Here is a 12653-nt window from a genome sequence, read left to right as displayed (position 1 = left end):
ATCTCCATATTTATATGACTTGTATATTGCTTAAAGCTTAGTCTCTCCGGGAATAGCTACGACAAAAGGTTCATTATTCCCCCAGTACAGAGACTGTCCTGAAACTTTAGTAGTTCCATCCGCATTAACCATTCCATAAATAATCTGACTTCCCCAAACACTCGTATAAAAAGAGGCATAGGATGGAGCTAGAACAGGTGCTTTACCATATTCCTTCGCAACTGGGTAACCGAATATCGCGGTAAAATCTTTATTTGTAGCCTCCTTGGACATATCCAGATCAGCTTCCCAAACTACTTTTACAATATTATCCTTGATCTCATAATACTTTACGAAATGTCCATACAATATAAAATAACCATCAGATCTGCCTTCAGGAAAATAATACGTCATAGACAATGCTTCATTATCACCCGTCAATTTGGAGGGTTCTCTTTCTTCAACCGGGAATTGCAGAGCAGCTATGCGGGAAACAACTAAGTCATTACTATTATAATTCTGCACAAGTTTAGCATTGGCCCGTTCCTGAACCCAGACTGTATTCGTAGCAGCATCTACTGTTACTCTCGCTCCAAGAGCCTCCGCGATAAACCGCAGGGGTACCGCTACTCTTCCATCCACTATTTTGGCCGATACATCCAGTTGTACAGCATCCGAGTTCTTCCAAGCCGTCCGTGAGCCAACCGCAAGCTTAATCTTCATAGAATCTCTAGCAATCGTAGCTTGCTTGGTATTGGCATCCCATTGAATAGAAGTATTCTTGAATCTTTCAAAAGCCTTCAGCGGAACCAGCGTCTTCCCCGACACGATTTGCACACCAACATCCACACTTGAATTGTTCACCATAATGCGAAGCTTGGGGGCAGCTGAGACCGTACCGATCATACTTAAAGATAACAACATGACTATAAAAAACAGAAGCCCTTTCCGTTTCACTATTCGTTCACCCCTAGTCATAATATGAAAAAACTATACCCATTTATAGTTTCATTATAACATTCTCCCAAATTATGGATTACAAAAATCTCCGTTTGATCTCTGGGGTAGGGAGCATACACTGCTCATCACGTCCGAACCAACGATAGCGGTTCTTGGCTACATACCGATAAAGGGCATTGCGCAATGGGCGTGGTACTAAGATGAACACGTATGCGGCAGGCCAAGGAAATCTCAATTTACGGGCAATTCTTAGCACAGCGGCCGACTCTGTATAATACACTCCGTTCTCCAGTAAAATCACTGTGTTTAATTGTCCAGGCTGAAGTCCGGACTCTTTCATTAGCTTTGCCGCAATCTCATTCTGTAATGGTGCGAATAGAAATTTAGCGTCGGGGTCACGCGGGATAATGAAACGAACTACCCCCTGGCAAAGATGACACACTCCGTCTATCAACACGATAGACTTATCTTTCATAAGGTTCAGTTCCTCGTTCATGGCTCCCCCTCCGTCTTAAAGGCGTAAATTTCTGCTTTTTTGGGTAAACAAAAACGCGGGATAACCTCCCGCGCCATCAAGTGCCGTTCTTTAATTATTCTGCGATTGCTTTCTCAATCCATTGATCCCCGATCATTTGCCCTTCGAAATCAGCAGTGAATGCCTCCATGCATTTGCAGATGAAATCTTTGCGGCAAATTGGACATGGAGTTTTAAGCAGGCGGCTGATGTTCGTCATTTTCCATTCCGGAAACCGATGATAAAACGCGCGGCACTCCGTTCCATCAGCAAGCTTGATAATGAACTCGTACAATCCTTCCTTATCGTTGCTGCTGGCTTTGGTCACATTCGTAATATTCGGTCTGTAAGACATCTTCATCACCCATTATTTAAATTTTTGGTTGTAAATTGCACACGCAGGCACATTCTCAGATACTTAGACATATTAAAGAATTTTAAGGGTGATGTCAACCAAAGACGCCTAACACGGCAGCTATTTATTACTCTTTTATGATTTACGTCTCTATTTAGCCATTATTTCCATAAAATATATACAGATACATTTAATCGACAATCTTTAATTCAACCTCGATATTACCTCTGGTTGCTTTGGAGTAAGGACAGAATTCGTGAGCCTTCTTCGCCAGTTCCTCTGCTTTGTCGTGTTCAATCCCTGGCAGCTTCACATCCATTCTCACAGCAAGTCTAAAGCCTCCATCGCTGTCATCCTTCCCAATGGACACATTACAAGTTACCTCCACGTCATGGAGTTTCACGCCCTCTTTACGGGCGATATTCGCTAGTGCACTCTCGTAACACGCTCCATAACCAGCCGAGAATAGTTGCTCTGGATTGGTACCGGAACCTCCCGGCCCTCCAAGCTCTTTAGGCATGCTTAGATTATGCTTTAACACGCCATCCGAGGATTCAATGGAGCCTTCACGACCGCCATGGACTGTTGTAGTTGCTGTGTATAATGCTTTCATGAGTCATCTTCTCCTTCATCAAGCTGTATTGGTCATGCTCATACTTTATACTTTAAACAACAGGTATGATTTGAAACGATGATGAGGAATGATTCATAATACTTTCTTATTTGGCTCCAGACCATAAATAGTGTACAATTAAATTGTTAAAAACTTAAATTAGCTATGGAGGTGTCATCCATGAGTATTTATGATTTTGAGGTCAACACTCTTAAGGGTGAAGAGGAATCATTGTCAAAGTACAAGGGTAAAGTACTCCTGGTTGTGAATACTGCCAGCAAATGTGGATTTACTCCCCAGTATAAAGGTCTTCAGGAAGTGTACGAGAAATTCAAGGACCGCGGGTTTGAAGTTTTAGGATTTCCAAGCAATCAATTTGCTGGACAAGAGCCTGGCGAAAGTGATGAAATTGCGGAATACTGCGAGATTAATTATGGGGTAACCTTCCCTATGTTCGAGAAGATTGACGTAAAAGGCGATGAAGCACATCCATTATTCAAATACTTATCCAAGGAAGCCCCTGGTGTCTTAGGCTCAAAAAGTGTGAAATGGAACTTTACGAAGTTTCTGGTTGACCAAGATGGCCGTGTTCTAAAACGGTTTGCTCCTAAAACCACTCCACAGCAGATCGAATCCGATATCTCCAAGCTTTTAAAATAATTCATTAGAAAAAGGATACTCACCACATCACACAGCCCCCTGTTGTTATGCGGTAAAGTATCCTTTTTAACTAGAAAGAACGTCATAATATCGCTATATATCAGCACCCTTTAATCTCTTGGAATATTTTATAATATTGTTGAAATATTTTTGCTGGGAGGGACAATCGGTGACTGTTCAACTGCTTGATATACCCGAACTAAATGTTATTGGCTGGGCAAATGTAAACTCATCCGGGGAGCCATACGCGAATCTTTGGGAATATGTTTTTGGCGAGCTGGATATTGATACAAAATTTGATACTATACCCACAAAAGTTCAAAGCAGCGGTTGTTATCTCGGTCTATTTCAGAACCGTACATCCGTGCCTAGACTGTGGGAGCATACCGCATGGGATATTGATTTTTTCCTTTGTGTTGAAGTCGAGCAGTTAGATTGTATCCCTGAAGGCCTTGTTCATAAGAAACTTCCTGCGTCTACCTATGCTATATTTACTGCTAACGGATTCCCTCAGTTGGCTTTTCAACATACCTGGAATTATATATATAATGAATGGCTGCCGGATTCCGGTTATAAGTTCAACCCTGATGGAGTCTTTTACATCCAATACACGGAAAAGTCCGGTCCAGATGATGAAGGATTCGAAGCCAATCTATGCGTGCCGCTTGTAAAGAAGTAGGTTGTGTGATTGAGGATTGAACAAAAAAAGAAGCCTTGCATCGCAAGGCCTCTTTCTTCATTCTGTATGCGGTAGAGAGGACTCGAACCTCCACGGGTATACACCCACTACCCCCTCAAGATAGCGTGTCTGCCATTCCACCACTACCGCGCGGTGTGTTAAACATAGAACATAAATTTGTTTGAGGTCAACATTCATTATTATAAATGTACTTTTCTCAAAAGTAAAGATGCAGATTTTAAGATTCTTCGTCGACCATTTTCTGTTTACGATATTCAGCAAAAGCTATATATTCCTTGATAAAATTCTTTTCTGCTGGAAGTAATTCATCTACTCGGCTTTCCGATAGCTGAACATCACTCAAATCATAGTCTACGCCGCTCTCTCGTACAGTATCCGGTGTATCTTTGCCGAGAATGAGCCAGTCCAGACTAACATGAAAAAAATCACCGATCTCAATCAGCTTATGTGTTCCTGGAGTAGTCTTCCCCCGCTTCCAATCTCCCATATTACCTGTGCTGATATTTAACTGCTCACAGAATGATTTTTTGGTCAAACCTTTCTGCTTAATCAGGTATTCTATACGTTCGTATATGGTCTGCATCGGTGAATCGCCCTCCATCTAAAAATAAATTACTTATTTACGTAATTACCTATTGCAAAATAACGTAAAAAAGTATATAATTAGTATTGTTATGTATTATCCGATTATATCATATGGCTGGAGTGACGATAAGAGGCGACTCAGGTGACAAGTATCTGTAGAATACCGTCTGGCCCCCTTTGTTAACTTATCATCCTGAATGATCTCTAGGAGGGAGCGGTGACTTTTGTCAAAATGCTTATCATCTTCCATTATCCATTCACTTGAAGCTTTACCGCACAATGCGGTGGTAATCAACAGTCATGGGATTATCCAGTTCACCAACAGTAGGTGGAAGACCTTTAGTCATGAATATGGTCTTTCTACTAATAAGAAATGGATTGGCGCGTATTACTCAGAGCTCATGCAAGATGTGATTGTCGATCCCGATCAATGGGCCAAGCTTTATGAATCAGTGAAATATATACTCCGCAGAGAGCATCAGGTTTATACTTCCGAATTCTCCATACAAACCGCTAATAAAGGGAAACGAATCTTCCGTTTGGAGATCTACCCATTTCTCTCAGATCCGCACCCAGAAGCCACTTTTATAATTTCACTATATGATGTGGGCCCCTATAAAGAAGAACCTCTTCATCCGGAGATCATAAACCTCCGTTCAACCTTACCATCATCTTTTGAGCTAATCCCAATCTGTGCTTCCTGTAAATGTATTCGTAATCCCAAGGATGAATGGATCACCATTGAACATTTCTTAAAGCATCAGCTTTCTTTGCAATTCACTCATGATATCTGCCCAGACTGCATAAGACAGCTCTATCCCCAGTATGCTGGGGCTTTTAAGAGATGACCTGACGTCACTGAATTTCACTTCTAATCTTATAAAAAAAAGTAAGAAATCCTCTGCGAACAAAGGGTTTCTTACTTTTTATTTGTATGCGGTAGAGAGGACTCGAACCTCCACGGGTATACACCCACTACCCCCTCAAGATAGCGTGTCTGCCATTCCACCACTACCGCATAATATGACCCGTATGGGATTCGAACCCATGTTACCTCCGTGAAAGGGAGGTGTCTTAACCCCTTGACCAACGGGCCATGCTTTACAAGTTATTTTCTTGTCACAACAAAAATGAGTATATCAAACCATAAGAATTTTGACAAGCCTTTTTTTAAAAAAAGTTTAAACTAAAAGAAACGCGCACCAATAAAGGTACGCGCGTCTAATCACAACACTTATGGATTTACTTTTGCCTCAAAGGTTTGTACCCCATCTACAAACTTTAGCACCACAGCTGCTTTTACCGGGTCATGCGTTTCATTCATTGTGATTTTACCCGTGGCCAGTTGTAAATCCTTTGTCCCCGCCAGTGCATCCTTCAGCTTCTCAGGTTCTGTGGAATCCGCACGTGTAATCGCGTCTGCCACTAGTTTCACAGCATCATATCCAAGCGCAGCCATCCCATCTGGAACAAGATCACCGTTAGCTGCCTTGAAGGCATCTACGAACGATTTTACTTCTGGCGAGCTATCTTCAGGTGAATAGTGATTGGACATAAACGTATTGTTTAGGGCATCCGCTCCGGCAATCTCAGCCAGCTGAGGTGAATCCCAGCCATCCCCGCCCATAAACGGAACGGTGATCCCCATTTCGCGAGCTTGCTTTACGATTTTGCCGACCTCCTCATAATAGCCTGGAAGATAAATAACATCGGGATTAGCTTCTTTAATACGAGTTAATACGGCTTTAAAATCAGAATCTTTTTGTTGATAGGATTCTTCGCTTAAGATTGAGCCACCGTTCTTAGTAAACGTTGCTTTAAAGAAGGTCTGCAGCCCTTTGGAATAATCGCTTGAAGCATCCGTATAAATAACAGCCGTCTTCGCTTTAAGTGTATCCTTAGCAAAGTTAGCCATTACTTCGCCTTGGAAAGGATCAATAAATGAGGCCCGGAATACCCATTCGTTCAAATCTCCAGTACGTTCATCAACTGTTACTTTGGGATTGGTGGCTGAGGAGCTAACCAGCGGGATGCCTTTTTCTTGAGCAACGGGAACAATCCCGAGTGTATTCGTAGATGTAGTTGCACCTATAATAGCTACAACTTTATTGGTAGTAATCAGCTTTTGCGCTGCGCGTGTCGCCTCTTCCGACTTGGAGGCATTATCCGCTTCAATCAGTTCAAGTTTTTTGCCGAGTATTCCACCTGCGTCATTAATTTCTTTTACCGCCAGCTTTGCCCCTTTGAGTGCAGAATCACCGAAGGAAGCCTGGCCGCCTGTAAGCTCAAGGTCTGCTCCAATCTTGATGGTCCCTCCACCAGCATTCCCACCTTCAGCAGAAGTGTTGTCTGTCTTGTTCCCACAGCCTGCCAGCAATCCACCAGCCAGCAATGCAGTCAGCAATATGGCCCCGATTTTCTTCATCCTCTTCCAGCCTCCCAAAATAAATATTTTATAGGTTCTTTCTGTGATACTGTTGTGAACTAGCCGATGAATTAATGTCCCAGATAAGCCATTCTGATCTCTTCCGAATCTGCCAATTCCTTGGCATCTCCCTCAAGCACCACTCTGCCCGTCTCAAGAACGTAAGCCCGATGAGCAATTTTAAGCGCCTGATGGGCATTTTGTTCTACAAGAAGCACTGTTGTTCCAGAGGCATTTACTTCCTGGATGATCCGAAAAATATCCTGAACGAGCAATGGAGCAAGCCCCATCGAGGGTTCATCTAATAATAAAAGCTTGGGATGCCCCATCATCGCGCGCCCCATAGCAAGCATCTGCTGCTCCCCGCCGGATAATGTGCCGGCAAGCTGTTTTTTTCTTTCTAAAAGACGCGGGAAGGTGGAGTAAACCTTGGCAAAATCAGCAGCTAAGCTGCCTGAATCCTGTAAAAAAGCTCCTAGCTCCAGATTTTCTTCCACAGACATATTAGCAAATACACGCCTGCCTTCCGGACAATGAATAAGCCCCTGTTTTACGATGGACTGAACACTCTGATTCGTAATAGATTTATCCATGAAATCTATACTGCCTGTTTTGGGTTTCAGCAGTCCCGAAAGCGTCTTAAGCAACGTGGACTTGCCTGCTCCATTTGCGCCGATTAGAGTTACAATCTCGCCTTCTTTTACATTCATACTTAAATCCTTCAAGGCATGAATAGCCCCATAATATACATTGATCCCCTGTACGCTAAGCATGGTCCACTACGCCTCCTGTCCCAAATAGGCTTCTATGACTTTGGGATGATTCCGTATTTCAACGGGCGTACCTTCAGCAATCAACATTCCGCGATCCAGCACATAAATCCGGTCACACACCCCCATAACCAGGGACATATCGTGCTCGATAAGCAGGATCGTCAGCTCAAACTCTTCACGGATCCAGGCAATAAGATTCATTAGATCCCGAGTTTCATTCGGGTTCATCCCTGCGGCTGGTTCATCCAATAGCAAAAGCTTAGGTCCTGCTGCAAGCGCGCGCGCAATTTCCAAACGCCTTTGATTTCCATAGCTAAGATTCCCGGCACATTCATCACATTGATCGGCAAGATTAAATATTTTGAGAATATCCATAGCCTTTTGCGTAATTTCGTTTTCTTCTGCAAAATGCTTAGGCAGACGAAGCATGGAAGTGAACATCGAATGTCTGGCATGCTGGTGAAATGCGATCTTAACGTTATCCAGCACCGTCATAGAAGTAAATAGACGGATATTCTGAAATGTCCGCGCTGCCCCTTTTCGGTTAATCCGATAAGGCTTCATCCCGCCTACTGCCTGATTGCTGAGGATAATATCGCCACTGGAAGGCGGGTATACACCTGTCAGCAAGTTAAAAAGGGTTGTTTTTCCCGCGCCATTAGGTCCGATGAGCCCAATCAACTCGCCTTTATTAATATGGAGAGATACCTCGTTAAGCGCCTTAAGCCCGCCAAATGCACGACTTGCTTGTTGAACATCAAGAAGCACTTCCACTGTTGATGCTGTCACTTGGCTTGACCTCCTTTTTAGACCATTTCAAGAAAGAAAAACCCGTGCTGCCAAGCAGCCCTTTAGGCCGAAAAATCATCATCAGAATTAGAATCGCCGAGTAAATAATCATCCGCAGCTCCGGATATTCCTGAAGCACCGTGAAGAGCACCGTCAGTACAATCGCACCCACGATGGCCCCGCTTGTACTTCCTAGCCCACCTAACACTACCATGACTAGAATTTCGAATGATTTCAGAAAATTAAAGCTGCCAGGATTGATGACGTAGAACTTATGAGCAGAGAGACCACCAGCTATTCCCGCAAATAATGCTCCAAGTGAAAAAGCAATGACTTTGTACAAAGTTGTATTAATCCCCATCGCTTCAGCAGCAATTTCATTCTCCCGAATCGCTATACAAGCCCGGCCGTGAGTGGAACGTATAAAGTTATTGATCACAACAATCGTGACCAGTGTGAACAGAAACATAATCGTCCAAGTCGTTTGATTGGGGATGCCGCTAAGACCTGAAGCTCCGCCCACATATTCTGTATTGAGCAGGACAATCCGGATAATCTCACCAAATCCCAGCGTAGCAATCGCCAGATAGTCTCCATTCAGCCGCAAGGTCGGAATCCCGATAAGTACACCGAAAAATGCAGCAACCAGTCCAGAGATCACTAGCGCCAGCACGAATGGCATCTCAAAGTTCAAAGTTAAAATGGAAGAAACATAAGCACCAATAGACATAAATCCAGCATGCCCGATTGAGAATTGCCCCGTTATCCCATTAATCAGATTCAAAGACACCGCCAGCATGACATTTATACAAATTAGAATTAGCGTAGACTCCATGACATCATCAAATATTCCCGTTGTTAGAAGAACTTGAATGACGATATATAGCATGATAGAAAAGACAATGCCTATCCAAAATGACTTGTTTATCTTCTTCATAGGCATCTCCCTACACTTTCTCGCGGACATTTTTACCAAATAGCCCGGATGGTTTAAAGATAAGGATTAGGATGAGTACAGCAAATGCCACACCATCACGCCAAGAAGAGTATCCCAGAGAAGAAACCTCTGTCTCGACTGTGCCCAGCAGAAGTCCCCCTACCAGAGCACCAGGAATACTGCCAATGCCACCTAGAACCGCAGCCACAAAAGCTTTAAGCCCCGGAAGCACCCCCATCATCGGATCCACTGAATTATAAGTCATTCCGAAAATAACGCCTGCTGCTGCCGCAAGTGCAGATCCTATCGCGAAGGTGGCTGAAATGGTCCGATCTACATTAATCCCCATCAACCGTGCTGCTTCCATATCAAAAGAAACGGCCCGCATCGCTTTACCAATCTTTGTTCGGTGCACAATATACTGAAGGATGATCATCAAAATAACCGTCGTCCCCAAGATCATGATTTGATTGGAGTCCACCTGAATCGAGGAACCAAACAAGTTGTATTGCTGCTTATTAAGAATCTCCGGAAATCCTTTAGCCTGAGGACCAAGCACAAACACACCGCTGTATTCCAGCAAAAAAGAAACGCCAATTGCAGTAATCAACACAGCGATTCGCGAAGCTTTTCGTAGAGGTTTGTATGCTAGCCGTTCGATTGACATCCCCAGCAACGCACTGATTGTCATAGAAATCACCAATGAGATAAGTAAGACCAGTATCGGAGGAAGCCCTGCTGAAGCCAAGTACCTGGCACTGAACAATCCAATAAACGACCCAACCATAAACACATCCCCATGGGCGAAATTGATCAATTTAATAATCCCGTAAACCATGGTGTACCCAAGTGCGATCAGAGCATAGATGCTCCCTACAGAAATCCCGTTAATTAACTGTTGAATGAAATACTCCATCGCCGTCCCCCAATCCCCATATTTATTTTTAAAAACACCTTTCTTTAGCTTAAATTCATTTTCATCGTTTTATGTCACTTATATTAACACAGCACTATACATTCGTCAGTAAAATTTGTGGTTTTTACTATAATATTCAATATTTTATGTTATATTACATAACATTTTGAGTTAATCCTTTGGGATGTATATAGATAGAAAGTGGGTAAAGAGAAGAAAACAGGAGAATTATGGAGATTTTTAAAGTTTGATTTTCAGAGGGGGAGTCTTTGATTTTACCTACAGATTGCATTTAATGATAAATAATATAACATTTGTCTCTTTGGATATGTGTTTTTCGAGTTTATTATGAGTTACTGGTCAAGTTGTATCTCTATTTTTGCGCAAAAAAAAGCTCTGTCCCACACAATAATCGAGTGAGAGAAAGCTAATTAGGGTGGTCAGTTCCATTCTTTGCACTTCCGTCACGAGTCAATTACTCATCATTTTCTTTTTTAATTCTTTAATCTGCATCATATGATGTAGGTCATGCGATATAAAATCCTTTAAATAGAACTCAAAGGAAAACCTTCCGTCCACATATTTGCCTGAGTATTTTCCCTCCTCAAGACTACTTATACAATCTAATATTAAGTTACGATACTTCACAGTCAATTCTATTAATTCGTCTTTGGTTTTTGTTTTACCATATGTAACAGCATCATTATTGAATTGATCGAAATCAATAAGTTGAAGTGTTATCGCTTTATCGTATGCTATCGGTTCGATCATCGATTCATAGAAGTATTTATCCCATAACAAAATATGACTAACAACATCATGAATGGTCCATTTTCCTTCAGCGATGGGTGTTTTCCAATCTAAATCAATAATTTCTAGAACAAATCCATTCCATTCCTTAAACTGATTTAGCAAATCTGATCTGTTATTCATTGGCACATCTCCTTTTTTGGTAAACATCAAAATTCTAACAAAGTCTCTTTAATTCATTCCTATATAGTTCATAGTTCGCTTCATCGAAACATATAAAAACAATCTTATTTATTTCCGACTTATTATTTATAATATATTTTGAAACTTCATCTATAGCTATGCTACAAGCAAGATCTTTCGGAAAATTATATATTCCTGTACTTATATTAGGTATCGCAATACTTGTTACTTCATTAGATTCAGCTAATATTAATAAATTTTTATAGCAATTCCTTAACTTCTCTTCTTCGTTATTCTTTCCACTATTCCAAACAGGACCAACGGTATGAATAACAAATTTACATTTCAGATTTCCTCCTGTTGTTATTACCGCTTCTCCAACCTCACAACCTCCCCTTTGATTACGAATTTTCATGCAATCCTCTAATATCACTTTTCCACCAGCTCTATGGATAGCCCCATCTACTCCGCCTCCACCCATCAAGCTTGTGTTTGCTGCATTGACGATAGCATCAACATCTAATTTAGTTATATCTCCTTGAATCAACTGAATCATTGAGTTATTTATAATTACATCCATCTGAAATCCCCCCCGAAGTACAATGGTTGCGAACAAGCATCAAGTGCTGATTGACATTCAAGCGGCTTAAATCACCCTAGGAAACAGTCGTTTGCACTAGACTCGTGGGGTTGTCCACCTGGCTAACTCTTCTTCAAATCTTTACCTTCTATCGAACCAACACCTCGTGGTCCACAGCGTGAACGTATTGTTCGCAGATATCTAGTTTTTTCGGAGCTACTAATATGTTCTTCAGCATCCAGCTATTTTTTATATATGTAATCGATAAATCCTTGTCGTATCCTTTCGCCTTCAAACTTTCTTTCCAGTACTCGATCTTCTTTGTATAATAACTGCAAATCATCAAACATAGAATCCGCCTCATGATAATCATAATATGAGTGTATTACGAATTCATCGTCTTCCATTTGTTCAAACTGATTATCCCCCAAATCAACTCCATCGCCGACTCTAAAATCCTTTAGGGTTAAAAAATTCACAAATAATAATCCATTAGGTTTTAGAACGCGTTTCATTTCATTTATCGCTTTTTCCACATCTTGTTTTCTCATATGAAAAATAGAGTTATATGAATACACAAAACTCATCGACTCATCACTTAGTACCAACTGTCTCATGTCGCCTTGTTGTATATTTAGATTCTGTCCTCTTTCAGTTGCGAACTGACTAGCTCTTTTAATTTGTTCGTCATTCATCTCAATACCGTATGTACTGTATCCATAGTTTGCAAACAAACTTAGTGGAGGTGAATCCCCTCCCGCTCCGCAGTCTAATATGTTTTTTTCCATACCACTTTCATTGCATAATGCCAAAAATCTGTACAAGGGGATCTGCTTAAACAGTTCCATGTTGATTCCACTCCTTTGATCATGTGTAGTTATTGGATTCACTCATAGATCTTTCCCATATAAATTATTTGAGCACATCTCTTCCA

The 12653-nt window shown here is 41.6% G+C and carries 16 protein-coding genes and 3 tRNA genes; 3 read left to right on the top strand and 16 right to left on the bottom strand.

The genetic code is table 11. From position 1 onward, the window contains the following. Positions 1 to 30: 30 nt before the first annotated feature. The 4 genes from NST25_RS05740 to NST25_RS05725 form a co-directional block, all read right to left on the bottom strand. Entirely contained in the window at positions 31 to 936 is a 906-nt protein-coding gene (locus NST25_RS05740) for a copper amine oxidase N-terminal domain-containing protein (protein ID WP_340393459.1), read from the bottom strand. 79 nt (positions 937 to 1015) lie between these two features. Beyond that, positions 1016 to 1435, bottom strand: coding sequence for a thiol-disulfide oxidoreductase DCC family protein (locus NST25_RS05735; RefSeq protein WP_076099055.1), 420 nt, complete (start codon positions 1433 to 1435; stop codon positions 1016 to 1018). Positions 1436 to 1529: 94 nt separating this feature from the next. After that, positions 1530 to 1808, bottom strand: coding sequence for a hypothetical protein (locus tag NST25_RS05730; RefSeq protein ID WP_036681678.1), 279 nt, complete (start codon positions 1806 to 1808; stop codon positions 1530 to 1532). A 190-nt stretch (positions 1809 to 1998) separates the two neighbouring features. Then, positions 1999 to 2421 carry an organic hydroperoxide resistance protein gene (locus NST25_RS05725; protein WP_036681676.1) on the bottom strand — a complete coding sequence of 141 codons (423 nt, stop codon included), beginning with the start codon at positions 2419 to 2421 and terminating at the stop codon, positions 1999 to 2001. 180 nt (positions 2422 to 2601) lie between these two features. Here NST25_RS05725 and NST25_RS05720 point away from each other — a divergent pair, with 180 nt between their 5' ends. Next, positions 2602 to 3081: a glutathione peroxidase gene (locus NST25_RS05720; RefSeq protein WP_038569095.1), complete on the top strand. Its 480-nt coding sequence runs from the start codon at positions 2602 to 2604 to the stop codon at positions 3079 to 3081. 169 nt (positions 3082 to 3250) lie between these two features. Then, positions 3251 to 3760 (top strand): GyrI-like domain-containing protein, encoded by a 510-nt coding sequence (locus tag NST25_RS05715; protein WP_248547864.1) that lies wholly within the window; start codon positions 3251 to 3253, stop codon positions 3758 to 3760. Between the two features lie 67 nt (positions 3761 to 3827). Here the strand turns inward: NST25_RS05715 and NST25_RS05710 are convergent. Together NST25_RS05710 and NST25_RS05705 are read right to left on the bottom strand one after the other, a co-directional pair. After that, positions 3828 to 3910 (bottom strand) — tRNA-Leu (locus NST25_RS05710). An 88-nt stretch (positions 3911 to 3998) separates the two neighbouring features. After that, positions 3999 to 4364 carry a helix-turn-helix domain-containing protein gene (locus tag NST25_RS05705; protein WP_036681672.1) on the bottom strand — a complete coding sequence of 122 codons (366 nt, stop codon included), beginning with the start codon at positions 4362 to 4364 and terminating at the stop codon, positions 3999 to 4001. Positions 4365 to 4590: 226 nt separating this feature from the next. Here NST25_RS05705 and NST25_RS05700 point away from each other — a divergent pair, with 226 nt between their 5' ends. After that, a complete protein-coding gene (locus NST25_RS05700; protein ID WP_076185837.1) occupies positions 4591 to 5214 on the top strand; it encodes a hypothetical protein in 624 nt (207 codons plus the stop codon). Between the two features lie 87 nt (positions 5215 to 5301). Here NST25_RS05700 and NST25_RS05695 read toward each other — a convergent pair. The 10 genes from NST25_RS05695 to NST25_RS05650 form a co-directional block, all read right to left on the bottom strand. Beyond that, positions 5302 to 5384: transfer RNA gene (locus NST25_RS05695), tRNA-Leu, on the bottom strand. Positions 5385 to 5390: 6 nt separating this feature from the next. Further along, positions 5391 to 5462 (bottom strand) — tRNA-Glu (locus NST25_RS05690). Positions 5463 to 5600: 138 nt separating this feature from the next. Next, positions 5601 to 6791: an ABC transporter substrate-binding protein gene (locus NST25_RS05685; protein ID WP_076185840.1), complete on the bottom strand. Its 1191-nt coding sequence runs from the start codon at positions 6789 to 6791 to the stop codon at positions 5601 to 5603. Positions 6792 to 6862: 71 nt separating this feature from the next. Beyond that, positions 6863 to 7564 carry an ABC transporter ATP-binding protein gene (locus NST25_RS05680; RefSeq protein WP_076106949.1) on the bottom strand — a complete coding sequence of 234 codons (702 nt, stop codon included), beginning with the start codon at positions 7562 to 7564 and terminating at the stop codon, positions 6863 to 6865. A 6-nt stretch (positions 7565 to 7570) separates the two neighbouring features. Next, positions 7571 to 8353, bottom strand: coding sequence for an ABC transporter ATP-binding protein (locus tag NST25_RS05675; RefSeq protein WP_076106951.1), 783 nt, complete (start codon positions 8351 to 8353; stop codon positions 7571 to 7573). Further along, positions 8322 to 9290 carry a branched-chain amino acid ABC transporter permease gene (locus NST25_RS05670; protein ID WP_076302274.1) on the bottom strand — a complete coding sequence of 323 codons (969 nt, stop codon included), beginning with the start codon at positions 9288 to 9290 and terminating at the stop codon, positions 8322 to 8324. Before NST25_RS05670 ends, NST25_RS05675 begins: the two co-directional genes overlap by 32 nt. Before the next feature lie 10 nt (positions 9291 to 9300). Then, complete coding sequence (locus NST25_RS05665; protein WP_038569087.1) at positions 9301 to 10206, bottom strand: branched-chain amino acid ABC transporter permease; 906 nt, start codon at positions 10204 to 10206, stop codon at positions 9301 to 9303. A 471-nt stretch (positions 10207 to 10677) separates the two neighbouring features. Then, positions 10678 to 11139: a DinB family protein gene (locus NST25_RS05660; protein ID WP_340393458.1), complete on the bottom strand. Its 462-nt coding sequence runs from the start codon at positions 11137 to 11139 to the stop codon at positions 10678 to 10680. Between the two features lie 34 nt (positions 11140 to 11173). Then, positions 11174 to 11719, bottom strand: coding sequence for an O-acetyl-ADP-ribose deacetylase (locus NST25_RS05655; protein WP_280752571.1), 546 nt, complete (start codon positions 11717 to 11719; stop codon positions 11174 to 11176). A gap of 242 nt (positions 11720 to 11961) precedes the next feature. Further along, complete coding sequence (locus NST25_RS05650) at positions 11962 to 12567, bottom strand: class I SAM-dependent methyltransferase (RefSeq protein WP_340393457.1); 606 nt, start codon at positions 12565 to 12567, stop codon at positions 11962 to 11964. Between the last annotated feature and the right edge of the window lie 86 nt (positions 12568 to 12653).

Source organism: Paenibacillus sp. FSL E2-0190 (genome assembly GCF_037992965.1).
Taxonomy (GTDB): domain Bacteria; phylum Bacillota; class Bacilli; order Paenibacillales; family Paenibacillaceae; genus Paenibacillus_AQ; species Paenibacillus_AQ odorifer.
The sequence above is the reverse complement of the archived record's forward strand: the minus strand, read 5'-3'. Positions and strand labels throughout refer to the sequence as shown.